Genomic DNA, 25,835 nt, shown 5'->3' on the forward strand with positions numbered 1-25,835 from the left:
GTGGTCATGCCGTACGGGACTGCGTGCGGTGCGGCTGCTGCGGTCCCCCCGGCCGGCCGCCGCGCGGGCCCCGGCCGGCGAGCGGGACCCTCAGACGGCCGCCTTCTCGGGGGCGCGCCCGCCGGCCGGGGCCGTACCCCGGTCGTCCGCCGGCCGGTCACCCTCCGGCTGGGCGTCCGCCGGCCGGTCCTGCGCCGGCCGGTCCTCCATCGACAGGGCGGCCCGGGCCTTCTCCGCGGCCCGGCCGGGGAGCAGCAGTGCGAGTGCGGCCGCCACGGCGACGGCCGCGCCGCCGATCCACAGGGCGGGGACGGTGCCGTCGGTGAAGGTCTGCCCGGACTGGTAGCCGCCCTGGGCGGAGAAGACGGAGGCGAGGACGGCGACACCGAGGGCTCCGCCGACTTCGCGCAGGGCGCTGTTGGCGCCGGCGGCCTTGCCCTGGTCGGCGGGGGCGACGGTGGACATGAGGGCGTTGGAGGCGGGGGCGAAGAACAGGCCCATCCCGATGCCACTGATGATCATCGCGGGGAGCTGGGCGGCGTAGGAGACTTCGGTGCCCAGGATCACGGCGAACCAGCCGAGGCCGATGGCCTGGAGCGCCAGCCCGGTGACCACGACGGGCCGGCTGCCGATCCGGTCGGAGAGTATCCCGGAGATCGGGGCCACGATCATGGGCATGGCCGTCCAGGGGAGCATGCGCAGCCCGGCTTCGGTGGGCGAGTAGCCGAGGACGCCCTGGAGGAACTGGCTCAGCAGGAAGATCGAGCCGAACATCCCGACGAACATCAGCAGGCTCGCCATGTTGATGCCGAAGAAGCCCCGGTCGCGGAAGAGCCGCATGGGCAGCACCGGGTTGGCGTTGCGGAAGCCGTGGTGGATGAACCCGCCCACGAGTGCGGCCCCCACCAGCAGCGAGGTGAGCACGGGAAGGCTGGTCCAGCCGTCCGCGTTGGCGTTGACCAGGCCGTAGACGATGCCGAAGAGCCCGCCGCTGATGAGCAGGGTGCCCGGGACGTCGAGCTTGGCCTGGGGGGCGGTGGACTCACCGAGCCGCATCCGGGAGAGGGGCATGAGCGCCAGCCCGACCGGGACGTTCAGCCAGAAGATCCACTGCCAGGAGATGTGCTCGGTGAGGCTGCCGCCGATGAGCGGCCCGCTCGCGACGGCGAGGCCGGTGAGGGCTCCGTAGATGCCGAGGGCCATTCCGCGCCGGGCGGCGGGGACGGCGACGGTCAGCAGCGTGAGCGAGAGCGGCATCATGATCGCCGCGCCGACTCCCTGAACGGCCCGGGCGGCGATGAGCTCGTTGATGCCGGGCGACATGGCCGCGGCGGCGGACGCGACGGTGAACACGGCCGTACCGGCGATGAAGAGCCGCCGGCGGCCGAACCGGTCGCCGAGGGCCGCGCCGAACATGAGCAGGACGGCGAAGGTGAGCGTGTACGCGTTCACCGTCCACTCCAGGTCCTCCAGCTTGCCGCCGAGGTCCTCACGGATGGACGGGAGCGCGGTGGTGACGACGAGGTTGTCGAGGGCGGCCATGAAGCTGGCGGCCCCGGTGATGACGAGGGCCCAGACCGCAGGCCCGCGAAGCTTGGTGTCTTGCACGATTCCCCCAAAACTAGTTATTGATCACTAACTTCAACGGGCATGACCGTGCCCCTGCACCGCCGGGGTGGCAGACCCGGCCGGCGCAATCGGCGCACCGGTCCCTGCTTGGCCTCTGATCGGCCCTGATCGGCCCTACTGGGGCCGCAGGCCCGGATAGCAGCCGTCCCAGACCCGGTGCTGGGCCGGGAACCCCATGGCGGACAGGGTGTTGATCAGCATTCCGTAGGCCAGGAAGGTGGTCGTCTCGGCCACGTCCGCCCCGAGCGGTACGTGGACGGTGTCCCACAGCTCCATCCAGGCGGCCCGCACCATCTGGCCGAATTCCGGCTCCCCGGCGGCTTCGGCGGCGGCGACGGTCACGTACGTCTGGAGCTGCATCTGCAACTTCTCGGGCTGATCGGCGATCAGCTTCATGTAGGCCGCGCCGAGCACCTCGACCGCATCCTCACCCTCGACCGGGAGGGCTTTGGCGGCCTCCTCGAAGACGAGCCGGATGTCCTCCATGCACCGCGCGGCGGCGGCCAGGAAGATGGCCTGCTTATTGGGGAAGAGCCGGAACAGGTAAGGCTGGGACACCCCGACCCGCTTGGCGATCGCCTCGGTGGAGGTCCCGTAGTACCCGCCCCGAGCGAACTCACCCATCGCCGCCAGGATGACGCTCTCGCGCCGCTCTTCCGCACTCATCCTTGCCATGCTTCAAAGTTAGTGCTCAATCACTAACTTAACAAGCCGTATCCCGGAACGAGCACCAAAAAGACTCTGACCTGCGAGTTTCCTCGCCGGTCAGAGCCTTGTCGGCAACGCCTGAAACGCATGGGGCCTGAGGGACCCGAGGGACCAGGGACCCGACGGATCCGTGGGACCCAGGGACCCGAGGGACTCCCAGGAGACCCGGCGGGAGGGGACCCGCTACGCGAGGGCCACCACCGCGCGCGACATCCCCAGCACCTTCTGCCCGGCGCTCATGGCCGTCAGGTCAACCCGCACCCGGTTGTCGTCCAGCTTCGCCGCGACCTTGGCCGTGACCTCGATCAGCGCACCCTGCTCGTCGTTCGGAACGACGACCGGCTTCGTGAACCGCACCCCGTACTCGACGACCGCACCCGGGTCGCCGACCCAGTCGGTCACCACGCGGATCGCCTCGGCCATGGTGAACATGCCGTGGGCGATCACGTCGGGCAGTCCGACCTCGGTGGCGAACTTCTCGTTCCAGTGGATCGGGTTGAAGTCGCCCGACGCACCCGCGTACCGCACCAGCGTCGCCCGCGTGACGGGGAAGGACGCCGCCGGCAGCTCGGTGCCGACCTCGACGTCGTCGTACTGGATCTGGGCAGCCATCTCAGGCCTCCTCGGGAGCGGAACCGGCGGCGACGGGCTCGGCGGCGGGCTCGGGCGCCCGGGAGACGAGCTTCGTCCAGGCGGTCACCACGTGCTCGCCGGACTCGTCGTGGACCTCGCCGCGGATGTCGACGATGTCGTTGCCCGCGAGCGATTTGATGGCCTCGATGGTCGAGGTCACGGTCAGCCGGTCACCGGCCCGCACGGGGCGGGTGTAGGCGAACTTCTGGTCGCCGTGCACGACGCGGCTGTAGTCCAGTCCCAGCTGCGGGTCGTCGATGACCTTGCCGGCCGCCGCGAATGTGATGGCAAACACAAAGGTCGGCGGGGCGATGACGTCCTGGTGACCGCACGCCTTGGCTGCCTCGGGATCCACGTACACCGGATTGGCGTCACCCACGGCGACCGCGAATTCGCGGATCTTCTCCCGGCCGACCTCGTACGGATCGGTGGGCGGGTAGCTCCGCCCCACGAAGGACTGGTCGAGCGCCATGACTCCCTACCTCCTTGTTGAAACGATCTGTCGAAACGACACAAGGCCGCCCCCCAATGAAGGGGACGACCTCATGACGGTAAGACTGTGCCTGTTGTACGAGACTTCGCCAGTTGTTAGCGGGTCTCGCGGTGCGCGGTGTGCGAGTTGCAACGCGGGCAGTGCTTCTTCATCTCAAGACGGTCCGGGTTGTTACGCCGGTTCTTCTTGGTGATGTAGTTCCGCTCCTTGCACTCCACGCAGGCCAGCGTGATCTTCGGGCGGACGTCGGTGGCAGCCACGTGAGTGCTCCTTGACGGACAATTGGACGGATGAACGCATAAAAGAGTAGCCGATCGGGAGACCGACCCCGCAATCGGCTACTGTGTGTAGCGGCGACCGGACTTGAACCGGTGACACAGCGATTATGAGCCGCTTGCTCTACCGACTGAGCTACGCCGCTTTGATGAGATCCGCTCCCCACCCGAGGGTGGGGAACCTCTCTCACCAGAGCCCCAATGCGGAATCGAACCGCAGACCTTCTCCTTACCATGGAGACGCTCTACCGACTGAGCTATTGGGGCGAGCGAGGAAGACATTACACGGTCGCCCGCCGATCGCCCAAATCCTTTGCGGGGACTGGCCTCGGAGCACCATCAGCGCCTTTCTTGATCCGCGCGAAACGCGTCCGCGACCCCCCTCCGGGCGCCTTTCACCCCGAAAGGTGTCAGGCATCACACCCGCGCTCACCCGAGTTCCACCCTGAGTCACCACCCAGCCCCGCCGAACCCCCGACGGAACCCCTACCCGCCGAAGCCATCCCCGCGGGGCCCTCTCCCCACCACCACCGAGCCGTCACGCCGGCACGTCGTCACGCCGGCACGGGGCGGGGCGGGCACGGGGACGGGGGCGGGGGCGGGGGCGGGACGCGAGTCCCTACGGGTGACTCCGGGAGGCGGGCTCGGGAAGTGGGCTCGGGAAGTGGGCTCGGGAAGTGGGCTCCGAGGGAGCCGGGAGGTGAGCTGGGGGGGGACCCGGGGGATATCCGAGGGCCGGCTCCGGGGACGCGCTCCAAGGGCCGCAGGTCAGCTCCGGGCCCGGCTTCAGGTCCGGCCCCGGTCCGGTCCGGTTCGGCTCCCGCTCCGGTTCGGCTCCCGCTCCGGTCCGGCCCCGGCCCGGTCCGGCCCCGGCCCGGTCCGGCCCCGGCTCCTCTCGGGCCCTCGAGGGACCTAGGCAGTGCGGTCCACCCGGACGCACCGGTACGACTATTGCCCTCTTCCGCGAAGCGAGCACCCCTGCCCCCTAGGCTCTGAGCACGCTGCGTGATCTTGGGCCGCGGGCCGCGGCCACGGCCCCAGGAACCGCCCGAGCCACCGCAGGAGCGCGATGTCCGACAGCCCGCCGCAGCAGCCGTCCCACTCCCCGCGCAACCGCCCCGGCAGCGGCCAGGGGCAGGGACAGGGGCACGGCCCCGAGAGCGCCCGGGGCAGCCAGGGCCCGGTGGCCCCCGAGTCCTCCACTCTGCTCCTCACCGGCGCCCGCCTCACCGACGGCCGCACGGTCGACGTCCGCCTCGGCGGCGGCCGGATCCAGGCCGTCGGGACGGCCGGCAGCCTGCCCGCCGCCGCGGGCGCCCGCGTGGACCTCACCGGCTACCTGCTGCTCCCCGCGCCCGCCGAGCCCCATTCCCACGGGGACACCGCCCTGACCGCGGACAGCGAGGGGCCCGTCTCCTACGCCCCCGACGAGGTGCAGCGCCGCGCCACCGAGGCCGCCCTGCTCCAGCTCGGGCACGGCGCCACGGCCGTCCGCTCCCACGTGCGCATCGCCGACGTACACGGCCTCGGCCCCCTGGAGGCCGTGCTCCAGGCCCGCCGCTCCCTGCGCGGGCTCACCGATCTCACCACCGTCGCCGTGCCCCGCCTGCTGACCGGGGTGGCCGGGGCCGACGGGCTCGCCATGCTGCGGGACGCCGTGAAGATGGGTGCCTCCGTCATCGGCGGCTGCCCCGACCTCGACCCCGACCCCACCGGCTTCCTCGAAGCCGTACTGGAACTGGCCTCCGAGCACGGCTGCCCCGTCGACCTGCACACCGACGGAGACGACCCCGCCCGCCTGTCCCGGCTCGCGGCGATGGCCGGCGGGCTGCGGCCCGGGGTCTCCATCGGGCCCTGCGGCGGTCTGTCCCGGCTCCCGCTGGACGTGGCGACCCGGGCCGCCGACCAGCTGGCGGCCGCCGGCGTCCAGGTGACCTGCCTCCCCCAGGGCGACTGCGCGGCCCTGGAACGGCGGGGCCTGCGCACCGCCCCCGTACGGCTGCTGCGCGCCGCCGGGGTCCGTGTCGCGGCCGGCAGCGGGGCTCTGCGCGACGCGGGCAACCCGGTCGGGCGGGGGGACCCGCTCGAAGCCGCGTACCTCCTGGCTTCCCAGGGCGGGCTCCGCGCCGCCGAGGCCTACCACTCGGTCGCCGGCGCCGCCCGCGAGGCGATGGGCCTGCCCGAGGTACGGGTGGAGGCCGGCTTCCCGGCGGAGCTGCTCGCCGTGCGCGGGGACCGGATCGCGAGCGTGCTGTCCCTCGCGTACAGCCGGATCGTGATCCACCGCGGGCGGGTGGTAGCCCGGACGAGTGCCGTACGGGAGTACTGCGACTCCGCCGTCGCGGTGGCCCTGGACCTGCCCCGGCAGGGCCGTATGGAGCCCGGTCCCTGAGGGTTCACCGCATGTTCCCGGGCGCGGGCGCCCGGCTCGTCGTACGGTCGTGACATGCGCATCGTCATCGCGGGTGGACACGGTCAGATCGCGCTGCGGCTGGAGCGCCTGCTCGCCGCGCGCGGGTACGAGGTCGCGGGCATCATCCGCGATCCGGCACAGGGCGACGCCCTCAGGGAGGCGGGCGCCGAACCGGTGCTGTGCGACCTGGAATCGGCGTCGGTCGAGCACGTGGCGGGCATCCTGCAGGGCGCGTACGCCGCGGTGTTCGCGGCGGGCGCGGGCCCCGGCAGCGGGGCCGGGCGCAAGGACACGGTCGACCGGGGCGCGGCGGTGCTGTTCGCGGACGCCGCCGAACGGGCCCGGGTGCGCCGCTTCCTGATGGTCTCTTCGATGGGCGCCGACACCCGGCGCGAGGGGGACGAGGTCTTCGACGCCTACCTGCGGGCCAAGGGCGAGGCCGACGAGCACGTCCGCACCCGTCTGGGACTGGAGTGGACGATCCTGCGCCCGGGCTCGCTGACCGACGACGAGGGTGCGGGCCTGGTCCGCCTGGAGGCGCAGACGGGCCGTGGGCCGGTCACCCGCGACGACGTGGCGGCGGTGCTCGCGGAGCTGATCGAGACACCGGCGACCGCGGGTCTGACCCTGGAGCTGATCGCGGGATCGACCCCGGTCCCGGTGGCGGTCAAGGACGTGGCGGGCAACTAGCCCCGCCCGTCGGGCCCCGGCCGGCCCGAAGCCGGCCGGGGTACGGCCGGTCGCGGACCACCGGTCGGCCGGTCGGAAATCGGCGGTCAGAAATCGGCGGTCAACCGGTCGTCGGAACGCGCGACGGAGTCCTGCTCGAACTGCTTCTCGTACGCCTCCCGGATCCGCTCGATGCGCTCGCCGCGCTCGCCGGCCTCCTTCTCCGGGTACAGCAGCACCACCTCGTACGAGGTCTCACGGATGATCTCCCCGTCCCGCTGCCACTGGCCGCGCCCGTCATGGAGGGTCAGCCCTTCGGGGAAGGCAGGGGTGATCTCCCGTTCGAGGAACCCCATGAACTCCCGCTCCCCCACCGGTGGACGGCCGTCCGGCCGCTCGGTGCCGAAGTAGAGCCGGGTCTCCTGGTAGGGATGCCCCACATCACTGTTCAGCGCGGCTCCGACCAGAGCCGGGATCCCCGCTCCCAGCAGGGCGAGGAGCACCCCGCCGCCGACCTTTCCGCGTGCGTCAGAAGTCCATTTCACGCCGGATGAACGACCGGGACCCCGCATCGGCACGCCAGATCCGCCCGATGGGCTCACCGCGCCCTGCTCGGACCGGCCGCGGGCGACGCGCGGGCGGCCCCTTCCGGGCATACGAGAAAACCCCCGCCCATCGCATTTCTGCAATGAGCGAGGGTTTCACTCGCGTGGCGGCGCCAGGGTTCGAACCTGGGTAGGCTGAGCCGGCAGATTTACAGTCTGCTCCCTTTGGCCACTCGGGCACACCGCCATGATCGCTGCCATCTTTCCGCCTTGCGGCGGCGCTCCGTGGCAACGACGTAAACGATACCTGATGACCGGGGGTGCTTCGCCACCGGATTGATCAGCGCCGCACGTGGGCGCGGTGGCTAGGCTTTGCGGAGCGGTCCGGGGATGTCCGGCCGTGCCCTTCGGGGCCGTCACTACCGACTTCAAGGAGCCACAGCACATGGCCGACTCCAGTTTCGACATCGTCTCGAAGGTCGAGCGGCAGGAGGTCGACAACGCCCTCAACCAGTCCGCCAAGGAGCTCTCGCAGCGCTACGACTTCAAGGGCACCGGCGCCACGATCGCCTGGTCCGGCGAGAAGATCCTGATGGAGGCGAACTCCGAGGAGCGCGTCAAGGCCGTCCTGGACGTCTTCGAGACCAAGCTGGTCAAGCGCGGGATCTCCCTCAAGGCGCTCGACGCCGGTGAGCCGCAGCTGTCCGGCAAGGAGTACAAGATCTTCGCCACGATCGAGGAGGGCATCTCCCAGGAGAACGCCAAGAAGGTCGCGAAGATCATCCGTGACGAGGGCCCCAAGGGCGTCAAGGCCCAGGTCCAGGGTGAGGAGCTGCGCGTCAGCTCCAAGAGCCGCGACGACCTCCAGGAAGTCCAGGCCCTCCTCAAGGGCAAGGACCTGGACTTCGCGATCCAGTTCGTGAACTACCGCTGATCACCGGCTTAGGCCTCGGCTCAGCCCGTACGCCGGCCCGGCGGTCCTTCGAGGACCGCCGGGCCGCGGTCGTTGCGGCGGGGTGCCGCGGGCGGTGTCGCGGAGACCGGCGCTCGGCGGGTGTGTGCCGGGCGTGAACGGCGTACGCGCCTGTGGTGTCCTCCGTGTGCACTTGGGCCGCGGGGAGTGCGCCCACCAGGGTGAGGGGTGTCCGTCACCGCCTCGACAGGGGGTTCCCGCATGCCTGGGGCCGGCACGTTTCGTGAAGACTTCGGGGCGTCCGTGGTGGTCGCCCTGGTCGCGCTACCGCTCTGCGTCGGAGTGGCCGTGGCCTCCGGGGTGCCGGCCGAGCTCGGGATCCTCACCGGGGTGGTGGGCGGGCTGGTCACCGGCTGGTTCCGGGGCAGTTCCCTCCAGGTGAGCGGCCCGGCCGCCGGACTCACCGTGCTCGTCTACGAGGCCGTACGGACCTACGGGCTGCCCGCGCTCGGCGTACTCGTCCTGGCCGCCGGACTGGTGCAGCTGGGCATGGGCGCGCTACGGCTCGGACGGTGGTTCCGGGCGATCTCCGTGGCCGTCGTCCACGGAATGCTGGCCGGCATCGGGCTCGTGCTGATCGCCGGTCAGCTCTACGCCCTGGCCGGTGTGGAGGCCCCGGCGCGGACCCTGGAGAAACTGGCCGGAGCCCTGGATCTCGGCGGGCGTGTCGACTGGACCGCCGTGGCACTCGGGGCCGGGACCGTCGCGGTCCTGGTGGCCTGGCGGCGGCTGCCCGACCGGCTGCGGCTCGTGCCGGGGGCGCTCGTCGGGGTCGCGGCCGCGACCGCCGCGGCCGTACTGCTGCGGCTGCCCGTGGAGCGGGTCCGGGTCACGGGCGTCCTGTCGGCCGTGACCCCGCCCGACTGGGAGGACTTCGGAGTGCTGGCCTCCGCGGGGGCCGTCGGAACCGTGGTCGCGCTCGCTCTGATCGCCTCCGCCGAGACGCTGTTCAGTGCCGCGGCCGTGGACCGCATGCACGACGGGGACCGGACCGACTACGACCGCGAACTGGTCGCCCAGGGCGTCGGGAACACCCTCTGCGGGCTGCTCGGGGCCCTGCCGATGACCGCCGTCATCGTCCGCAGCGCCGCCAACGTCGAGGCCGGCGCCCGCACTCGGGCCTCCCGGATCCTGCACGGCGGCTGGCTCCTGCTGTTCGCCGTCGCCGTCCCCGGACTGCTGGAGTCCGTCCCGCTCGCCGCGCTGGCCGGGGTGCTGCTGCACGCCGGCTGGAAGCTGCTGCCGGTGCGGGCCGTGGCCGCCCTGTGGCGGTCGCACCGGGGTGAGGCGGTCGTCCTGGTGTCGACGGCCTCGGCGATCGTGGCCACGAACCTCTTCGAGGGGGTGCTCGCCGGGCTGGGACTCGCCGTCGCCAAGGCGGCCTGGGAGACCTCCCACGTCCACATCGAGCCGGTGTGGGAGGGCGACGAACTGCACGTCCGGATCCTGGGGAACGCCAGCTTCCTCCGACTGCCCAAACTGCTCGACGAATTGGACGCGCTGCCCCGCGGCGGCGCCGTCCGCCTCGACCTGAGCGGGCTGCGCCACCTCGACCACGCCTGTCTGACCGCACTGGACGGCTGGGAGCGCAGCCGTACGCCCGTCCCCGGCAGGGAAGGCGTCACCTAGCCCGGATACCCTCCGGCCGTGAACGCCATGAACGCCAACGCCAATGCCACGCACAGCGAAATGAAGCGCACCCTGGGCGTCTTCGACGCCGTAGTCGTCGGGCTCGGCGCGATGATCGGCGCGGGGATCTTCGCCGCGCTGGCCCCGGCGGCGCGCGCGGCCGGCGGGGCGCTCCTCGCGGCGCTCGCGCTCGCGGCCCTGGTGGCGTACTGCAACGCGCACTCCTCGGCTCGGCTGGCCGCGCGCTATCCCTCCTCGGGCGGCACCTACGTGTACGGGCGCGAACGGCTCGGGTCCTTCTGGGGATATCTGGCCGGCTGGGGCTTCGTCGTCGGCAAGACGGCGTCCTGCGCGGCGATGGCCCTCACCGTCGGGGCCTACGCATGGCCCGGGCAGCAGCACGCGGTGGCCGTGGCCGCGGTGGTGGCCCTGACCGCGGCGAGCTACGGCGGGGTGCAGAAGTCCGCCCGGATCGCCCGGGTGATCGTGGCGGTGGTGCTGGCCGTCCTGGCCGGGGTCGTCGTGGCGTGCCTGTCCTCCGGTGCGGCCGACGCCGGCCGTCTCGGCGGCGCGGACTGGGCGGCCGCCGGGCTGCTCCAGGGTGCCGGGCTGCTGTTCTTCGCCTTCGCGGGCTACGCCCGGATCACCACCCTGGGCGAGGAGGTGCGTGACCCGGAGCGCACGATCCCGCGGGCGGTGCCCCTCGCCCTGGGGATCGCCCTGCTCGTCTACGCCGCGGTCTCGGTGGCGGCGTTGTCGGTGCTCGGCGCCGACGGGCTGGGTCGGTCGGCGGCACCGCTGGCCGATGCCGTGCGCGCGGCCGGCTGGCCCGGACTGACTCCCGTCGTCCGGGTGGGGGCGGCCCTGGCGGCGCTGGGCTCGCTGCTGGCGCTCGTGCTCGGGGTGTCGCGGACCACCCTGGCGATGGCCCGGGACGGCCACCTGCCGCGCGCGCTGGCCGCCGTACATCCCCGGCATCAGGTGCCGCACCACGCCGAGCTGGCGGTGGGCGCGGTGGTGGCGGTGCTCGCGGCCACCACCGACCTGCGGGGCGCGATCGGTTTCTCCTCCTTCGGCGTGCTCGCCTACTACGCGATCGCGAACGCCTCCGCGTGGACTCTCGATTCAGGTGTCAAGGACCGGGCCGTGGCAGCGGTGGGACTGTCCGGCTGCGTGGTGCTGGCCTGCTCGCTGCCCGCCGCGTCGGCGGTCACGGGGGCCTCGGTGCTGGCGCTGGGGGCACTGGTCTACGGCGTGCGCCGACGGCTCACACGCGGGCTCTGAAGCCCGCCCAGGGCGCGGCCGGTCGGCTATGGGGAGGACGCTGCCGGACGGGGTTCCTGAAGGGGTTCCTGAAGGGGTGCGGCCGGAGTGCCGGTGCCCGCGTACCGCCCCCGGTGGGAGCTGTGCGCGCGACCGGCGACCTGCTTCGGCAACTGCTCGGTGGCATCGGTGGCATCGGAGTCATTCATGCACACAGAGTGACATCCCCCACTGACAATCGCCCTGACCTGCGACTTCAGGAGCCTCAGTCCGCCTGGCGTTCCGTGTTCGGCGCCGCTGCGGCGGCGTGCGAGTCGTACCCGACGAAGAAGGTGGGCCGGCGCTGCACCGCCGTGTAGATCCGGCCGATGTACTCGCCGAGCAGGCCGACGCAGATCAGCTGCACCCCGCCGAGGAACAGCATCACGATGAACAGCGAGGTCCAGCCGGGGACGGTCTTGCCCTTCAGGTAGATCGCCAGGGTGGCGCCCACCATCAGCAGGCAGCCGAAGAAGCTGGCCACGCCCAGCCAGGTCGCCAGGCGCAGCGGAGCGGCGGAGAAGTTGATGACGCTGTCGACGCCGAGCCGGAGCATCTTGCTCAGCGGGTACTTGGTCTCGCCCGCCACCCGCTCCTCGCGCTGGTAGGTGACCTGGCCGCTGGGGAATCCGAGCCAGGGCACGAGCAGGCGGTACACCTGGTGCTGGTCGGGCATGGCCTTGACGGCGTCGACCGCCGCGCGGCTCAGCAGCCGGAAGTCGCCCGCCTGCGCTGGCACCTGCTTGCCGACCAGGCGGCGCATCAGCCAGTAGTAGGCGCCGGCCGTGTGCCGCTTGAACCCGGTGTCGGTGCTCCGGTCGGCCCGGACCCCGTAGACGATGTCGAGGCCGTCCGCACGGGCCAGGCCGAGCATCTCCGGGATCTTCTCCGGCGGGTCCTGGAGGTCCGCGTCGATGCTGGCCACGTACGCGCCCGAGGCACTGTGCAGGCCCGCGGTCAGGGCCGCCTGGTGGCCGGAGTTCCCGCGCAGCCGCACGACCCGCAGCTCGGGCCATTTGGTCTGGAACTCGGTGAGCAGTTCCGCGGTGCGGTCCTTGCTGCCGTCGTCGACGGCGACGACCTCGTAGCGGACGGCCATGGCGTCGAGTGCCGGGCGCAGCCTGCCGACCAGGGCCGGCAGCGCGTCCTCCTCGTTGTACATCGGCACGACCACCGAGAGGGTCGTGGGGAGCTCGGAGGGCTCGGGGTGCTCGGGGTGCTCGGAAAGCTCAGAGGGCTGAGAGGGCTCAAAGGGCTCAGTCGACATCGGTTCTTCCCTGCCCGTCGTGCGTGCCGCTCGTCCGCGTCACTCTCCGCAACCCGGAACTGTAATACGAGTGGATGAACCGGCTCCGGGCCCGGCGCGGCTCAGCGCGAGGCGAACGGGGCGTCCGTGGGGACGATCTCGCGGCCCAGCGGGAGCAGGGAGAGCGGGACCATCTTGAAGTTCGCGATGCCGAACGGGATGCCGATGATCGTCAGGCACAGCGCGATGCCGGTGGCGATGTGGCCGAGGGCCAGCCACCAGCCCGCGAGGACCAGCCACAGCACGTTCCCGACGCAGGACGCGGCGCCCGCGTCACGCCGCTCGACGGCGGTGTACCCGAAGGGCCACAGGGCGTACACCGCGATGCGGAACGAGGCTATGCCGAAGGGGATTCCGATGATGGTGATGCAGAGGATCACGCCCGCCAGGCAGTAGCCCAGGAAGAGCCAGACTCCGCTGAGGACGAGCCAAATGAGATTCAGGATGGTCTTCACTGACTGCGGCCTGCCATCTGTTCGAGCCGGGCGATGCGCTCGGCCATCGGGGGGTGCGTGGAAAACATTCTGGACAATCCCTCACCGGGACGGAAGGGATTGGCGATCATCATGTGGCTCGCCGTCTCCAGTCGCGGCTCGGCGGGCAGCGGGAGCTGCTTGGTGCCGGCGTCCAGCTTGCGCAGGGCGCTGGCGAGGGCGAGCGGGTCCCCGGTGAGCTGGGCCCCGGAGGCGTCCGCCTCGTACTCGCGCGAGCGACTGATGGCGAGCTGGATCACGGAGGCCGCCAGCGGTCCCAGGATCATGATCAGCAGCATGCCGAAGAGCCCCGGGCCCTCGTCGTCGTTGGAGCGGCCGATGGGGATCAGCCAGGCGAAGTTGACCAGGAACATGATCACGGAGGCGAGGGCGCCCGCGACCGACGAGATCAGGATGTCGCGGTTGTAGACGTGGCTGAGCTCGTGGCCGATGACCCCGCGCAGCTCGCGCTCGTCGAGGATCCGCAGGATGCCCTCGGTGCAGCAGACCGCGGCGTTGCGCGGGTTGCGGCCGGTGGCGAAGGCGTTGGGGGCCTCCGTCGGGGAGATGTAGAGGCGGGGCATGGGCTGGCGCGCGGACGTGGAGAGCTCGCGCACCATGCGGTAGAGCTCGGGTGCCTCGAACTCGCTGACGGGGCGGGCCCGCATCGCGCGCAGAGCCAGCTTGTCGCTGTTCCAGTACGCGTACGCGTTGGTGCCGAGGGCCACGAGGACCGCGACGATCAGACCGCCCCGGCCGAAGAAGCTTCCGATGAGGATGATGAGGGCCGACAGACCACCGAGGAGTACGGCGGTCTTCAGCCCGTTGTGCCGGCGGTGCACGGTGCGCCCTCCAAGTGGTGCGGCAGGGGGACCCGTCCAGGATCTGGGGATCGGAGGGCCTACGGTCCAGTGGACCCTTCCTTCCTGGTCAACGCGAGGTGAGCGCGGCAGGTTCCCCGGGCGTGCCCGTGCCCGCCGCCCCGGTGGACCGGGGGGCGTGGCCGCGGCGGGCGCGATGGAGGTTGGGCCGTACGGGTTACGGACGCGGGGCGGGCCACGGCCCTGACAGGGCCCGGGAAGGGCTCTGAAGGGGCTCCGGCCGGGCCCCGGCGGTACTCCCGGCGCGGCTCTACAGCGGGAAGAGGCTGCCCGTGGCGAAGCGCAGGACGAGCTGCGGGGCGCCCGAGAGGACCAGGGCGGTGGCGGCGGTGAGCACGATGGCCGCCGTGACGGGCCAGGGGGTCCTCGTACGGGGCTGCGCGCCCTCCTGGGCACCCCCGTGGGCCGCGTCCGTGTCGGGGGCGCGGAAGAGCAGGGCGGTCCAGCGGAGGTAGTAGTACAGCGCGATGACGACGTTGACGGCCATGACCACGGCGAGCCAGCCCAGTCCCGCGTCGACCGCCGAGCGGAAGACGGTGACCTTCGCGAAGAGCCCGATGATGCCCGGCGGCAGGCCGGCCAGGCAGAGCAGGAAGAAGGCCATCGCGAGGGCGGCGAGCGGGCTCTCGGCGTACAGGCCCCGGTAGTCGCGGAGGCGGTGCAGGGGCTTCGTACGGGCCACCAGGGCGGCCACGGAGAAGGCGCCGAGGTTCACGGCGGCGTACATGAGGGCGTAGGCGACGGTGGAGCCGATCTGGTCGCGGCCGGCGTAGGCGGCGGCCGCGATCGGGACCAGCAGGTAGCCGGCCTGGCCCACGGAGGACCAGGCGAGCAGCCGTACGGCGCCGCCCGGACGGTCGGCGGACTGGCGCAGGGCCGCCGCGTTGCCGAGGGTCATGGTGAGCGCGGCGAGGACGGCCAGGGCCGGGCCCCATACGTCGGAGTACGCCGGGAAGGCGATCACGGTGACGAGGATGAGGCCGGTGAAGCCGACGGCCTTGCCGATGACCGACAGGTATCCGGCGACGGGCAGCGGGGCGCCGACGTAGGTGTCCGGGACCCAGAAGTGGAAGGGAACGGCTGCCGTCTTGAAGGCGAAGCCGACCAGGGTGAGCGCGACGCCGGCCATGGCGAGTGTGTCGAGCTGCCCGGGGACGTTCCCGAGCCGGTCGGCCACCTGGGTGAGGTGCAGGGAGCCGGTGGCGGCGTAGACGAAGCTGACGCCCATCAGGGACACGGCGGTGGCGGTGACCGAGGACAGGAAGAACTTGAGGGCGGCCTCGGAGGAGAGCCGGTCGCCGCGCCGCATGCCTACGAGGGCGAAGGCGGGCAGCGAGGCGACTTCGAGGGCGACGATCAGGGTGGCGAGGTCGCGGGAGGCCGGCAGCAGGGCCGCGCCCGCGGCGGAGGAGAGCAGCAGGAACCAGTACTCGCCGGCCGGCATGCGCGCCTCGCGCACGGCCGTGACCGACAGCAGGGCGGTGACCAGCGCGCCGCCGAGGACGAGGAACTGGACGACGAGCGCGAAGTGGTCGGCGGCGTAGCTGCACGCGCCCGGGTCCGCCGTACCGGGTCCGGTGAGGCAGAAGGTGGTGCGGTCGCCGGCGCGCAGCGGGAGCAGGGTGGCGGTCGCGGCGGCCAGTCCGGCGACCGAGATCCAGCCGAGCAGCGGCTTGCGGTGCTCCGGCAGGAAGAGGTCGGCGACCAGGACGAGGAGGCCGACGGCGGCGGTGATGACGACCGGCGCGATGGCGAGCCAGTCGACGGACTGGACCATGCCGGGGGCATCGGCGGCGGCGATGGCGGTGCTGGTGATGGGGCTGAGGACCGTCATGAGTTCCCTCCGGCGAGGAGCTTCTGGACGGCCGGATCGGTGAGGCCGAGGAGGACCGCGGGCCACAGGCCGGCGAGGAGGGTGAGGGCGACGAGCGGGGTCCAGGCGGCGTACTCGTAGCGCTGGATGTCCGCGAGGACCACGGGGGCGGCGGCGCTTTCGCGCGCGGCCTTCGGGTCGCCCATGCACACCCGCCGTACGACGATCAGAAGATAGGCGGCGGTGAGCAGGGTGCCGAACGCGCCGACGGACATGTACGTGAGGAACGCGGGCCGGGACAGGCCGTCGGCCGGGTCGAACGCGCCGAAGAGGGCCAGCATCTCGCCCCAGAACCCGGCCAGGCCGGGGAGGCCGAGCGAGGCGATGGCGGCGAAGGCGAGCAGGGCGCCGAAGCGGGGTGCGCGGCCGTAGAGGGCCGCTCCGGTGGCTCCGGCGAGGGTGTCCAGATCGGCCGTGCCGTAACGGTCCTTGAGCGCGCCGACGAGGAAGAAGAGGAGGCCGGTGATCAGGCCGTGCGCGACGTTGGCGAACAGCGCGCCGTTGACACCGGTGGGGGTCATGGACGCGATCCCGAGCAGGACGAAGCCCATGTGGCCCACGGAGGAGTACGCGATGAGGCGCTTGAGGTCGCCCTTGTTGCCCTTGCGGGCGAGCGCGAGGCAGGCCAGGGACCCGTAGACGATGCCCACGGCGGCGAAGGCGCCCAGGTACGGGGCGAAGGTGGCCATGCCGTCGGGGGTGGCGGGCAGCAGGATCCGGACGAACCCGTAGGTGCCCATCTTCAGCAGGACGCCCGCGAGGAGCACGGAACCGACGGTGGGCGCGGCCGTGTGCGCGTCCGGCAGCCAGCTGTGCAGCGGCCACATCGGGGTCTTCACGGCGAGGCCGATGCCGATGGCGAGAACGGCCAGGACCTGGGTGGTGTGGGACAGTTCGCGGCCGTTGTCGGAGGCGAGTGCCACCATGTCGAATGTGCCGCTGTTCAGGCCGATCAGCAGCAGGCCGAGCAGCATGACGACGGAGCCGAGGAGGGTGTAGAGGATGAACTTCCAGGCGGCGGCCTGCCGCTGAGCACCGCCCCAGCGGGCGATGAGGAAGTACATCGGGATGAGGACCATCTCGAAGGCGAGGAAGAACAGCAGCAGGTCGAGGACGGCGAAGGTGGCGAGGGTGCCTGACTCCAGGACCAGGAGCAGGGCGACGAATGCCTTCGCGGAGGGGCCCGCGGGGAGCTTGAAGTAGCTGTAGAGCGCGCAGAGGAAGAACAGCAGCGCGGTCATCAGGAGGAGGGGGAGCGAGATGCCGTCGATGCCGAGGTGGATCCGGACGTTCAGCGCCTGGATCCAGCTGATGTCCGTCGTCGCCTGGAAGCGGGACGGGGCGTCGTGGTCGAAGCCCACGGCGAGGACGACCGCCGCGGCGAGGATGGCACCGGTCACGGTCACCCCGTGGCGCAGTACGGCCTGTTCGGGGCTCTTGCCCTTCAGTCCGGGCGGGGCCGGCAGGAGGGCGGCGACGGCGCCGACGAGCGGGCCGGCCACGACGAACGCCAGAAGGAACTGCATCACGGACGGGCTGATATCAATCACGGCTGACTCACGGCTCACGATCCGGCGTTGACGTTGGCGAGGACGGCGGTGGCGATCGCCAGGACCACGGCGCCGGCGAGCAGGGCACTCAGGTAGCTCTGCACGTTGCCGGTCTGGGCACGGCGTACGAGGCCGCCGAGCAGCCGGGGGCCGAGGCCCGCGCCACGGACGTACGAGTCCACGACCTCGCGGTCGAGGAAGCGCACGAGGGCTGCGGCGGCTCGGACGGGGCGGACGAACAGGCGGTCGTAGACGGCGTCGAGGTGGAAGCCGACGGCGGCGTGCCGGTGCAGCGGGCCGAGGAACGCGCGGCCGGGGTCGGCGGCGGGGGCCGTGGAAACGACCGGATGGTCGTGGGTGACCTCGGCGACTTCGGGGCTCTCGGCGGCGGACTCGGCGGCGACGACGGCCGCGGGTACCGCGGCGGTGGCACCGGCGGCGTGCGGTCCGGCGGTGGCGGCTCCGGCTCGGGACGGGGCTGCCGGGGCCAGGGCGGCCTGGGCCTGGGCGCGCTGCCACAGGGCGTAGGTGAGCACCGCGCCGACGGCGGCGGCTCCGGTGCCCAGGACCGAGGTCGTCAGTGACGGGGTGAGCTCGCGGCCGTCGAAGAAGTCGGAGAGGGGCCCGGCCAGCAGGCCGAAGCCCACGGACGGGACGGCCAGCAGCCACAGCACGCCGGTCATGGCGACGGGCTCCTTGCCGTGGTCGGGGGCGGCTTCGCCCCGGCCGCGGAAGGCCATCAGCCACAGCCGGGTGGCGTAGGCGGCGGTGAGCAGTGCGGTCAGCACACCGGCGACGAGGACCACCCAGCCGGCCGCGCTCGGGGCGAACTCCGAGTGGCCGCCGGCGGTGTGCTCGGCGGCGACGAGGACGGCTTCCTTGGAGAAGAAGCCGGCGAAGGGCGGGAAGGCGGCGAGCGCGAGCAGCGCGATCGTCATCGTCCAGAAGGCATCGGGGATGCGCTTGGCCAGGCCGTCCATGCGGGACATGGCGGCGAGGGAATTCGTGCCGGCGGCGTGGATGATCACGCCGGCGCCGAGGAACAGCAGCGCCTTGAAGGCGCCGTGGGACAGGAGGTGGAAGACGGCGGCCGCGCGGTCGCCGACGGCCAGGGCCCCGGTCATGTAGCCGAGCTGGCCGATGGTGGAGTAGGCGAGCACCCGCTTGATGTCGTCCTGTGCCAGGGCGGCGAGGGCGGAGCCGACCATCGTGACGGCCGCCATGACGGCCAGGACCACCAGCGCGGCCCGGGAAGCCGCGAAGACGGGGAGGAGGCGCGCCACGAAGTAGACACCGGCGGCGACCATCGTCGCGGCGTGGATCAGTGCGGAGACCGGGGTGGGGCCCGCCATGGCGTCCGGAAGCCAGGTGTGCAGCGGGAACTGCGCCGACTTGCCCGCGACTCCGGCGAGCAGGAGCAGCGCGATGAGCGTCGGGTGGTCGAGCCCGCCCGCGGCGACGGTGCCCAGGATCTTCGTGATCCGGAAGGACCCCGCGTCGGTGGCGAGCGCGAACAGGCCGATGAGGAAGGGGACGTCGCCCAGCTTGGTGACGAGGAAGGCCTTCAGGGAGGCGGAGCGGGCCGCCTCGGTCTCCCAGTAGTGGCCGACCAGGAAGTACGAGCAGATGCCCATGATCTCCCAGCCGACCAGCAGCACCATCAGGTCGCCGGAGTAGACGACGAGCAGCATGGCGGAGGTGAACAGCGAGACCAGGGCCGCGTAGGACGGGTAGCGCGGGTCCTCGCGCAGGTAGGCCGTCGAGTAGATCTGCACGCAGGTGGCGACGACGCCCACGAGGACGGCCACCATGACGGCGAAGCCGTCCAGGTGGAGCGAGAGCTCGATGGGCACCGAGCCGGTCGGGGTCAGCTCGGTGGCCGTGTCGATCGCCTTGCCGCCGGCCTGGCGGAAGGCGACCAGCACGGCGAGGACGGCGGCGGCCAGGGTCGGCAGGACGGCGAGCGGCTTGACGAAGCCGGGGGCGGTGCGGCCGAGGAGCAGTCCCGCCAGCGCGCCCAGGAAGGGCAGGAGGGGGACCAGTACGGCGAGGGTCGGGGTGCTCACGCGGCGGCTCCGGTCGCAGGGTTCGCGCTGTCCGGGTTCGAGCCGGCCGGGTTCGAGCCGGCCGGCTCGTGGCCCTCGGCGGTGTCGCGCAGTCGGTCCACGTCCGCGGTGCCCCGGTTGCGGTACACCATCAGCACGATCGCGAGGCCGATGCCGATCTCGGCGGCGGCGATGGCGATGGTGAAGAGGGTGAGGGCCTGGCCGGCGTGCAGGGTGTCGCGCAGCCAGACGTCGAAGGCCACCAGGTTGAGGTTGACGGCGTTGAGCATCAGCTCGACGGACATCAGGACCAGGATGGCGTTGCGCCGGGCGAGCACTCCGTACAGGCCCGTGCAGAAGAGGAGCGCCGCCAGCACGGCGGGGTAGGCGAGGTGCATCAGCGCTGCCCCTTCTTGTCGGTGGCGGGCGCGGCGGGTGTCGCGGCGGCGGAGGGCGCGCTGTCGGGGCTGTCCTTGCGGGACAGCACGATGGCGCCGATCAGGGCCGCGAGGAGGAGGACGGAGAGCGCCTCGAACGGCAGCACCCAGTGCCGGAAGAGGATCTCTCCCGAGACCTTGGTGGAGCCCTGGGCGGGGCCGTCCAGGTCGATCCAGGTGGTGCGGAAGGCGTCGACGACCACCCAGACGAGCGCGGCGGCCGCGACGAGGGCGACGCCGAGCGCGACCGGGCGGTTGCCCGAGTCCGCGTCCGGCGAGCGGCCGATGGGGGCCTTGGTGAGCATCAGCCCGAAGAGGAGGAGGACGACCACGGAACCGAGGTAGATCAGTACCTGGACCCAGGCGATGAACTCGGCGGTCAGCAGCAGGTACTCGACGGCGATCCCGCCCAGGGCGACGACCAGCCACAGGGCGGCGTGCACGAGCTGCTTGGTGGTGACCGTGACGGCGGCCGCGCCGAGGGTGGCGAGGCCGACGAGGACGAAGGCGATCTCGACGCCGGTCGGGGAGAGGAAGCCGTTGCCTTGGGCGGCTGCGGTGATCACGCGTCTCCTTCCGGGGCCGGGGTGTCGAGGGTCTCGGCCGCGGCGGCAGCTGCTGCCGCGGCAGCGGCGGTCTCCGCCTTCTCCACGGCCTTGCGGGCGGCCGCGATTTCCTTGGGCTCCTCGGCGGCCGGGTCCAGGGCGGGCGGGGCCGGGACGGTCCACATCCACTCGCGCAGCTTGTCGCGCTCGTGGGTCAGTTCGTGGATGTCGGTCTCGGCGTACTCGAACTCCGGCGACCAGAACAGCGCGTCGAAGGGGCACACCTCGATGCAGATGCCGCAGTACATGCAGAGGGAGAAGTCGATGGCGAAGCGGTCGAGGACGTTGCGGCTGCGCTCACGGCCACCGGGGGCGGCGGCCGGGAGCGTCTCCTTGTGCGAGTCGATGTAGATGCACCAGTCGGGGCACTCGCGCGCGCACAGCATGCAGACCGTGCAGTTCTCCTCGAACAGGCCGATGACCCCGCGCGAGCGCGGCGGGAGTTCGGGCTGTACCTCGGGGTACTGGGCGGTGTGCGAGCGCTTCGTCATCGTGCGCAGCGTGACGGCCAGGCCCTTGGCGAGGCCGGAGCCGGGGATGGGGGGCATTTACTGGATCGCCACCTTCACGATGCCGGTGAGCGCGATCTGGGCGAGCGCGAGCGGGATGAGTACGGTCCAGGCGAGCTTCTGGAGCTGGTCCTCGCGGAGCCGGGGGTAGCTCACGCGGAGCCAGATCACCACGAAGGAGAGCACGGCGATCTTGAGCAGGGTCCAGACCCAGCCGAAGTCCTCGCCGCCGAAGGGACCGTGCCAGCCGCCGAGGAAGAGGACGGTGGTCAGGGCGCACAGGACGACGATGCCGGCGTACTCGGCGAGCAGGAACAGTGCGAAGCGCAGGCCGGTGTACTCGGTGTACGCGCCGAAGATGATCTCGGAGTCGGCGACGGGCATGTCGAAGGGGGGCCGCTGGAGTTCGGCGAGGCCGGCGGTGAAGAAGACGAGTCCGCCGACGATCTGCCACGGCAGCCACCACCACTCGAAGGCGCCGACGATGCCGGGGAGCGACACCGTTCCGGCGGCCATGGCGACCGAGGCCGCCGCGAGCAGCATGGGGAGCTCGTAGGCGAGCAGCTGGGCGGCGGTGCGGAGGCCTCCGAGGAGGGAGAACTTGTTCGCGGAGGCCCAGCCGGCCATGAGCGAGCCAAGCACTCCGACGCCCATGACGGCGAGCGCGAAGAAGAGCCCGGCATCGATGACCTGGCCGACGGCGCCTTCGCCGGGCCCGATGGGGATGGCGAGGAGGACCAAGAGGTAAGGGAGGAGCGCGACGGCGGGGGCGAGCTGGAAGACACGGCGGTCGGCGTTGGCCGGGACGATGTCTTCCTTCTGCGCGAACTTGACTCCGTCGGCGACGAGCTGGGCCCAGCCGTGGAAGCCGCCGGCGTACATGGGGCCGAGGCGGCCCTGCATGTGGGCCATCACCTTGTGCTCGGCCTGCCCGACGACGAGCGGGAGCACGAGGAAGACGGCGAAGACGACGATCAGCCGCAGGGCGACGTCGAGGACGTCGTTCACGCGGCGCCTCCGTTGGGGTCGTTGGGGGTGGGGTCCGTCTCCGAGGGGTCCGTCTCTTGGACGGACTCGGACCCGGACTCGGACCCGGACTCGGGCTCCGGGTCGGATTCGGCGGAGCCCGCCGGGGTGTCGAAGGCGGGCTTCGGGTTGTGCCAGGGGGCGTCCGCGCTGCCGCGCACCGGGCGGACCGGGGCTTCCGCCGAGGCCGCCGATGCTTCGGAGGGCCCCGGGGCCTCCGCCGGAGCCGGGGCGGCCGCCGCCTGGCTCGCGGAGCCGTCCGCGACCGAGCGGGTGCGGCGCACCGGACGGCCCGGGGCCGCCTCGGTCGGGGCCGCGGCTGCTTCGGTCGGGGCCGCCGCCTGGCTCGCGGAGCCGTCCGCGACCGAGCGGGTGCGGCGGACCGGGCGGGCCGGTGCCGCTTCGGTTTCGGTCGCCGGGGCTTGCGCGCCGGGCGTGGTGGCTTCGTCGGCGGTGCCGGCCGCGGCGCGCGGCGTGCGGGCCGGGCGGTCGCCGGGAGCTCCCGCCGCTGCGCGCGGGGTCCGGACCGGGCGGTCGCCGGGGGCGCCGGCCGCCGCGCGGGGGGTGCGGGCGGGGCGGGCGGGGGCCGGCGGGAGCTGGCCCTTCATGGGACCCCAGTCGTTGGGGTCCGGTACGCCCGGCGGCAGCATCTGGCGGCGCTTCGGGGCGTCCGGGTCGTGCGCCTCGCCCGGCTCCTTCGCGCCGGGCCAGGCCTTGGCGACGCGTGCCGCCAGGACGAAGTCCTTGCGCAGCGGGTGGCCCTCGAAGTTCTCGGGGAGGAGCAGCGGGACCAGGTTCGGATGGTCCGTGAAGACGACCCCGAACATCTCGAAGGTCTCGCGCTCGTGCCATTCGGCGCCGGCGTAGACGGCGACGGCCGAGGGCAGGGAGGGCGCCGAGTGCGGGACGGTGGTCCGCAGCAGGAGGCGGCGTACGCGGTGGTTCTCGAGGGAGACGACGTGCGCGCAGATGCGGAAGCCGGTGCCCGGCTCGTCCACCGCGCTCAGCCAGTCGAAGTAGGTGCAGCCCAGCTTGTCGCGGGCGATCTCCAGCGCGGGGATCCAGCTCGCGGTGGGGACGTCGACCGTGAGGACGGAGTACGCGAAGGAGCCGACCGCTTCCTCGCCGAAGACCGTTCCCGCCGCGTCGGGGAGGGAGTCGTAGAGGTTCACGCGTCCGTCCCGGGAGCAGGCGTGGGGGCGGGGGGAGGAGTGATCAGTCCGCTGGTGAGCTGCGCCGGGGACGGCGGAGCCGTGTTCGCGTAGCGCTCCGCGAGCGATTCGCGGGCGATCTTCTCCTGGAGCTTGAGGATGCCCTGCAGCAGCGCCTCGGGGCGGGGCGGGCAGCCGGGGACGTAGACGTCGACCGGGATGATCTGGTCGACGCCCTTGGTCACCGAGTACGAGTCCCAGTACGGGCCGCCGCAGTTGGAGCAGGCGCCGAAGGAGATCACGTACTTCGGCTCGGGCATCTGCTCGTACAGCCGCTTGACGGCCGGGGCCATCTTGTCCGTCACCGTGCCGGAGACGATCATGAGGTCCGCCTGGCGCGGGCCGGGTGCGAAGGGGATGACGCCGAGCCGGATGAAGTCGTGCCGGGCCATCGACGCCGCGATGAACTCGATCGCGCAGCAGGCGAGACCGAAGTTGAAGACCCACAGGCTGTAGCGGCGGCCCCAGTTGAGGACCACCTTCATGGGCTCGGGCGCGAGGCGGGACAGGACGCCCAGCCGCTTCGGCTCCGGGAGCAGCTGCGGCTCCGACGGCACGGCCGGGGTACCGGCCGGGGTCACAGCCATTCGAGGACGCCCTTCTTGTACGCGTAGAGCAGGCCGACGGCCAGGAAGCCGAGGAAGACGAACATCTCCACCAGCGTCGTGGCGCCGTAACCGGCGGCGGCGAACACCGTCGCCCAGGGGAAGAGGAAGATCGAGTCGACGGCGAAGATGACGTAGAGGAAGGCGTAGACGTAGTAGCGGACCTGGGTGTGCGCCCAGCCCTCGCCCACCGGGTCCACGCCGCACTCGTAGGTCAGCAGCTTCTCGCGGGTCGGGACGGACGGGCTCAGCAGGCGGTTGGCGCCGAACGCCACCGCCACGAAGAGCACACCGAGCGCGGCCAGGAGGCCGACGACCGAATACGTCCGGAAGTAGTCCGCGGCGAGCACGGATACGGTCGATACCGTTGGTTCGGGCACGTCCGTTCCTCGTTCCTCGGCCACTGTCGACGATCAGGTTGATCTGGTACGGACGGGAGTCTAGGGCCTGGGCTCCGCGGGGTGGGGTTATCCCCCGTTTACCTCGGCCCGGCTACCCCATGGCACGGCGGCCCCGGGCTTGGCAGGGTGGGCGCATGACCGCGAGCAAGCACACCCCCGACGACGGCGCTCCTCCTCCCGTCCGCGCACCCTTCGATGCCGTGACGTGGAAGGAAATCGCTTACCTGTTGAGCAATTTGCCCGCCGCCCTCATCGGGTTCGTCTACACGCTGGTGATGGTGTCGACCGCGGGCGGTCTGTCGGTGACCGCGATCGGTCTTCCGCTGCTCGCATGCGGCCTGTTCGTGTCTCGCCAATTGGGACGGCTGGAACGGGCGCGGGCCCGCGACCTCTTGGGCGTACGGGTCGACGAGCCGACGCCGATGCCCGGGCCGGGCCGGTCCGGCGGTTTCTTCCCCTGGCTGTGGGCGAGCCTCAAGGACCCGGTGGCGTGGCGGACCGTGCTCTTCGAGCTGATCCGGCTGCCGTGGGCGGTGGCCACCTTCACGGTGGCGCTGACCGGGCTCTTCGTGCTGTGGCCGGTGCTGCCGTGGGTGGTCCGCGGGCTCGCGAACGTGGACCGGGCGATGGTACGGGGCCTGCTGTCGCCCTCCGACGAGCTGGAGCGGCGCATCGCCGAGCTGGAGTCCGACCGCGGTGTCGTGGTCGACACGGCGGCGGCGGACCTGCGGCGCATCGAGCGGGACCTGCACGACGGGGCGCAGGCCCGGCTGGTGGCACTGGCGATGGGGCTGGGGCTGGCGAAGGAGAAGCTGCTGGAGGACCCCGAGGGGGCGGCGGCGATGGTGGACGAGGCGCACGGGGAGGTCAAGATCGCCCTCCAGGAGCTGCGGGACCTCGCCCGCGGGATCCACCCGGCGGTGCTGACCGACCGGGGGCTGGACGCGGCCCTGTCCTCGGTGGCCTCCCGGTGCCTGGTCCCCGTGAAGGTGGCGGTGGATCTGCCGGCGCGGCCTGCGGAGGCGATCGAGGGGATCGCGTACTTCGTGGTCTCGGAGCTGCTGCAGAACGTGAGCAAGCACGCGGGGCCGGGGGCGCGGTGCGCGGAGGTCGAGGTGTGGCGCACGGGTGGCTCCGCCGACGGGCGGTTGCTGATCCGGGTGTCGGACGACGGGCGGGGCGGCGCGGATGCGGCTGCCGGGTCCGGGCTGGCGGGGCTGGGTGAGCGGCTCGACGCGGTCGACGGCGTGCTGGTGGTGGAGTCGCCCGAGGGGCGGGGCACCGTGGTCACGGCGGAGCTGCCGTGGCGGGAGCGGGCTCCTCGATAGCGGGGCCGGGCCTCTGCCCGCGGCACGCGCCCGCGGGGCGGGGTGCGGCGCCGCCCGCCGCGCGGGTGGCCAGGTGCGGCGCCGTTCCCGGGGGGCCAGGTGCGGCGCCCCCCGCGGGTGGCCAAGTGCGGCGCCGTTCCCGGGGGGCCAGGTGCGGCGCCGCCCGCCGCGGGTGGCCAGCCCCCGGACCCCCGCGCCTCGAACGCCGGCGGGGCTGGATATCGGCTGCACCCGTCTGCGTGTGCGGCCGTGGGGGGGGGGCCCCCAACGGCAGGGGGACAAAACCCCCCCCCGAGCGAGTCGCCGGAGTGTTGTG

Annotated in this window: 25 protein-coding genes and 3 tRNA genes; 6 read left to right on the top strand and 22 right to left on the bottom strand. The window is 72.2% G+C overall.

Annotation, left to right across the window (positions count from 1 at the left end):
• Window positions 1-90: 90 nt before the first annotated feature.
• The 7 genes from ACFYM0_RS21080 to ACFYM0_RS21110 all read right to left on the bottom strand — a co-directional run bounded on the left by ACFYM0_RS21080 (window position 91) and on the right by ACFYM0_RS21110 (window position 4,005).
• Window positions 91-1,611 carry an MFS transporter gene (locus tag ACFYM0_RS21080; RefSeq protein ID WP_388503634.1) on the bottom strand — a complete coding sequence of 507 codons (1,521 nt, stop codon included), beginning with the start codon at window positions 1,609-1,611 and terminating at the stop codon, window positions 91-93.
• 132 nt (window positions 1,612-1,743) lie between these two features.
• Entirely contained in the window at window positions 1,744-2,304 is a 561-nt protein-coding gene (locus ACFYM0_RS21085; protein WP_388503444.1) for a TetR/AcrR family transcriptional regulator, read from the bottom strand.
• 216 nt (window positions 2,305-2,520) lie between these two features.
• Window positions 2,521-2,949, bottom strand: coding sequence for a MaoC family dehydratase (locus ACFYM0_RS21090; protein ID WP_388503446.1), 429 nt, complete (start codon window positions 2,947-2,949; stop codon window positions 2,521-2,523).
• Between the two features lies 1 nt (window position 2,950).
• The gene (locus tag ACFYM0_RS21095; protein ID WP_388503449.1) at window positions 2,951-3,442 is read right to left on the bottom strand and encodes a MaoC family dehydratase N-terminal domain-containing protein; all 492 of its coding nucleotides are present in this window, start codon (window positions 3,440-3,442) and stop codon (window positions 2,951-2,953) included.
• Window positions 3,443-3,558: 116 nt separating this feature from the next.
• Window positions 3,559-3,723 carry a 50S ribosomal protein L33 gene (gene rpmG / locus ACFYM0_RS21100; protein ID WP_003956487.1) on the bottom strand — a complete coding sequence of 55 codons (165 nt, stop codon included), beginning with the start codon at window positions 3,721-3,723 and terminating at the stop codon, window positions 3,559-3,561.
• Between the two features lie 88 nt (window positions 3,724-3,811).
• Window positions 3,812-3,884, bottom strand: a tRNA-Met gene (locus ACFYM0_RS21105).
• 48 nt (window positions 3,885-3,932) lie between these two features.
• Window positions 3,933-4,005: transfer RNA gene (locus ACFYM0_RS21110), tRNA-Thr, on the bottom strand.
• 802 nt (window positions 4,006-4,807) lie between these two features.
• Here ACFYM0_RS21110 and ACFYM0_RS21115 point away from each other — a divergent pair.
• A complete protein-coding gene (locus ACFYM0_RS21115) occupies window positions 4,808-6,130 on the top strand; it encodes an amidohydrolase family protein (protein WP_388503452.1) in 1,323 nt (440 codons plus the stop codon).
• Window positions 6,131-6,184: 54 nt separating this feature from the next.
• Window positions 6,185-6,841, top strand: coding sequence for an SDR family oxidoreductase (locus ACFYM0_RS21120; RefSeq protein ID WP_388503454.1), 657 nt, complete (start codon window positions 6,185-6,187; stop codon window positions 6,839-6,841).
• Window positions 6,842-6,927: 86 nt separating this feature from the next.
• On the opposite strand, the gene ACFYM0_RS21125 is transcribed toward ACFYM0_RS21120, so the two are convergent.
• Window positions 6,928-7,365 carry a DUF3574 domain-containing protein gene (locus tag ACFYM0_RS21125; protein WP_388503456.1) on the bottom strand — a complete coding sequence of 146 codons (438 nt, stop codon included), beginning with the start codon at window positions 7,363-7,365 and terminating at the stop codon, window positions 6,928-6,930.
• A 165-nt stretch (window positions 7,366-7,530) separates the two neighbouring features.
• A tRNA-Tyr gene (locus tag ACFYM0_RS21130) sits at window positions 7,531-7,612 on the bottom strand.
• A 198-nt stretch (window positions 7,613-7,810) separates the two neighbouring features.
• Here ACFYM0_RS21130 and ACFYM0_RS21135 point away from each other — a divergent pair.
• From ACFYM0_RS21135 to ACFYM0_RS21145, 3 genes are all read left to right on the top strand, one after another.
• The gene (locus ACFYM0_RS21135; protein ID WP_243333311.1) at window positions 7,811-8,299 is read left to right on the top strand and encodes a YajQ family cyclic di-GMP-binding protein; all 489 of its coding nucleotides are present in this window, start codon (window positions 7,811-7,813) and stop codon (window positions 8,297-8,299) included.
• A gap of 240 nt (window positions 8,300-8,539) precedes the next feature.
• Window positions 8,540-9,967, top strand: coding sequence for a SulP family inorganic anion transporter (locus ACFYM0_RS21140; RefSeq protein WP_388503458.1), 1,428 nt, complete (start codon window positions 8,540-8,542; stop codon window positions 9,965-9,967).
• Between the two features lie 27 nt (window positions 9,968-9,994).
• Complete coding sequence (locus ACFYM0_RS21145; RefSeq protein WP_388503636.1) at window positions 9,995-11,251, top strand: APC family permease; 1,257 nt, start codon at window positions 9,995-9,997, stop codon at window positions 11,249-11,251.
• A 244-nt stretch (window positions 11,252-11,495) separates the two neighbouring features.
• On the opposite strand, the gene ACFYM0_RS21150 is transcribed toward ACFYM0_RS21145, so the two are convergent.
• The 13 genes from ACFYM0_RS21150 to ACFYM0_RS21210 form a co-directional block, all read right to left on the bottom strand.
• Window positions 11,496-12,536 (bottom strand): glycosyltransferase family 2 protein, encoded by a 1,041-nt coding sequence (locus ACFYM0_RS21150; protein ID WP_388503460.1) that lies wholly within the window; start codon window positions 12,534-12,536, stop codon window positions 11,496-11,498.
• A 101-nt stretch (window positions 12,537-12,637) separates the two neighbouring features.
• Window positions 12,638-13,030: a YccF domain-containing protein gene (locus ACFYM0_RS21155; RefSeq protein ID WP_327254454.1), complete on the bottom strand. Its 393-nt coding sequence runs from the start codon at window positions 13,028-13,030 to the stop codon at window positions 12,638-12,640.
• Window positions 13,027-13,890 (bottom strand): zinc metalloprotease HtpX, encoded by an 864-nt coding sequence (gene htpX / locus ACFYM0_RS21160; RefSeq protein ID WP_388503463.1) that lies wholly within the window; start codon window positions 13,888-13,890, stop codon window positions 13,027-13,029. Before htpX ends, ACFYM0_RS21155 begins: the two co-directional genes overlap by 4 nt.
• A gap of 289 nt (window positions 13,891-14,179) precedes the next feature.
• A complete protein-coding gene (locus tag ACFYM0_RS21165; RefSeq protein ID WP_388503466.1) occupies window positions 14,180-15,763 on the bottom strand; it encodes an NADH-quinone oxidoreductase subunit N in 1,584 nt (527 codons plus the stop codon).
• Window positions 15,760-17,328 (bottom strand): NuoM family protein, encoded by a 1,569-nt coding sequence (locus tag ACFYM0_RS21170; protein WP_388503638.1) that lies wholly within the window; start codon window positions 17,326-17,328, stop codon window positions 15,760-15,762. The genes ACFYM0_RS21165 and ACFYM0_RS21170 overlap by 4 nt, the downstream gene beginning before the upstream one ends.
• Window positions 17,329-17,366: 38 nt before the next feature.
• Window positions 17,367-19,418, bottom strand: a complete 2,052-nt coding sequence (locus ACFYM0_RS21175; protein WP_388503468.1) for an NADH-quinone oxidoreductase subunit L — start codon at window positions 19,416-19,418, stop codon at window positions 17,367-17,369.
• Complete coding sequence (nuoK, locus tag ACFYM0_RS21180; RefSeq protein ID WP_388503471.1) at window positions 19,415-19,795, bottom strand: NADH-quinone oxidoreductase subunit NuoK; 381 nt, start codon at window positions 19,793-19,795, stop codon at window positions 19,415-19,417. The genes ACFYM0_RS21175 and nuoK overlap by 4 nt, the downstream gene beginning before the upstream one ends.
• Window positions 19,795-20,400: an NADH-quinone oxidoreductase subunit J gene (locus ACFYM0_RS21185; protein ID WP_388503474.1), complete on the bottom strand. Its 606-nt coding sequence runs from the start codon at window positions 20,398-20,400 to the stop codon at window positions 19,795-19,797. Before ACFYM0_RS21185 ends, nuoK begins: the two co-directional genes overlap by 1 nt.
• Window positions 20,397-20,987, bottom strand: coding sequence for a NuoI/complex I 23 kDa subunit family protein (locus tag ACFYM0_RS21190; RefSeq protein WP_388503476.1), 591 nt, complete (start codon window positions 20,985-20,987; stop codon window positions 20,397-20,399). The genes ACFYM0_RS21185 and ACFYM0_RS21190 overlap by 4 nt, the downstream gene beginning before the upstream one ends.
• Entirely contained in the window at window positions 20,988-21,956 is a 969-nt protein-coding gene (locus ACFYM0_RS21195; protein WP_388503478.1) for an NADH-quinone oxidoreductase subunit H, read from the bottom strand.
• The gene (locus tag ACFYM0_RS21200) at window positions 21,953-23,146 is read right to left on the bottom strand and encodes an NADH-quinone oxidoreductase subunit C (RefSeq protein WP_388503479.1); all 1,194 of its coding nucleotides are present in this window, start codon (window positions 23,144-23,146) and stop codon (window positions 21,953-21,955) included. The genes ACFYM0_RS21195 and ACFYM0_RS21200 overlap by 4 nt, the downstream gene beginning before the upstream one ends.
• On the bottom strand, window positions 23,143-23,772 hold the full coding sequence (locus ACFYM0_RS21205; protein ID WP_327254446.1) for an NADH-quinone oxidoreductase subunit B family protein: 630 nt from the start codon (window positions 23,770-23,772) through the stop codon (window positions 23,143-23,145). Before ACFYM0_RS21205 ends, ACFYM0_RS21200 begins: the two co-directional genes overlap by 4 nt.
• Window positions 23,763-24,170, bottom strand: coding sequence for an NADH-quinone oxidoreductase subunit A (locus ACFYM0_RS21210; RefSeq protein WP_266905541.1), 408 nt, complete (start codon window positions 24,168-24,170; stop codon window positions 23,763-23,765). Before ACFYM0_RS21210 ends, ACFYM0_RS21205 begins: the two co-directional genes overlap by 10 nt.
• Before the next feature lie 155 nt (window positions 24,171-24,325).
• Here ACFYM0_RS21210 and ACFYM0_RS21215 point away from each other — a divergent pair, with 155 nt between their 5' ends.
• On the top strand, window positions 24,326-25,519 hold the full coding sequence (locus tag ACFYM0_RS21215; RefSeq protein ID WP_388503483.1) for a sensor histidine kinase: 1,194 nt from the start codon (window positions 24,326-24,328) through the stop codon (window positions 25,517-25,519).
• Window positions 25,520-25,835: the final 316 nt, after the last annotated feature.

This window comes from Streptomyces sp. NPDC006487, assembly GCF_042870555.1.
Lineage (GTDB): Bacteria > Actinomycetota > Actinomycetes > Streptomycetales > Streptomycetaceae > Streptomyces.

Coding starts and splice junctions, on each gene's coding strand:
- ACFYM0_RS21085 (WP_388503444.1), bottom strand. CDS start 2,304: ATGGCAAGGATGAGTGCGGAAGAGCGGCGCGAGAGCGTCATCCTGGCG.
- ACFYM0_RS21090 (WP_388503446.1), bottom strand. CDS start 2,949: ATGGCTGCCCAGATCCAGTACGACGACGTCGAGGTCGGCACCGAGCTG.
- ACFYM0_RS21095 (WP_388503449.1), bottom strand. CDS start 3,442: ATGGCGCTCGACCAGTCCTTCGTGGGGCGGAGCTACCCGCCCACCGAT.
- ACFYM0_RS21115 (WP_388503452.1), top strand. CDS start 4,808: ATGTCCGACAGCCCGCCGCAGCAGCCGTCCCACTCCCCGCGCAACCGC.
- ACFYM0_RS21120 (WP_388503454.1), top strand. CDS start 6,185: ATGCGCATCGTCATCGCGGGTGGACACGGTCAGATCGCGCTGCGGCTG.
- ACFYM0_RS21135 (WP_243333311.1), top strand. CDS start 7,811: ATGGCCGACTCCAGTTTCGACATCGTCTCGAAGGTCGAGCGGCAGGAG.
- ACFYM0_RS21140 (WP_388503458.1), top strand. CDS start 8,540: ATGCCTGGGGCCGGCACGTTTCGTGAAGACTTCGGGGCGTCCGTGGTG.
- ACFYM0_RS21145 (WP_388503636.1), top strand. CDS start 9,995: ATGAACGCCAACGCCAATGCCACGCACAGCGAAATGAAGCGCACCCTG.
- ACFYM0_RS21150 (WP_388503460.1), bottom strand. CDS start 12,536: ATGTCGACTGAGCCCTTTGAGCCCTCTCAGCCCTCTGAGCTTTCCGAG.
- ACFYM0_RS21165 (WP_388503466.1), bottom strand. CDS start 15,763: ATGACGGTCCTCAGCCCCATCACCAGCACCGCCATCGCCGCCGCCGAT.
- ACFYM0_RS21170 (WP_388503638.1), bottom strand. CDS start 17,328: ATGCAGTTCCTTCTGGCGTTCGTCGTGGCCGGCCCGCTCGTCGGCGCC.
- nuoK (WP_388503471.1), bottom strand. CDS start 19,795: ATGCACCTCGCCTACCCCGCCGTGCTGGCGGCGCTCCTCTTCTGCACG.
- ACFYM0_RS21190 (WP_388503476.1), bottom strand. CDS start 20,987: ATGCCCCCCATCCCCGGCTCCGGCCTCGCCAAGGGCCTGGCCGTCACG.
- ACFYM0_RS21205 (WP_327254446.1), bottom strand. CDS start 23,772: ATGGCTGTGACCCCGGCCGGTACCCCGGCCGTGCCGTCGGAGCCGCAG.
- ACFYM0_RS21215 (WP_388503483.1), top strand. CDS start 24,326: ATGACCGCGAGCAAGCACACCCCCGACGACGGCGCTCCTCCTCCCGTC.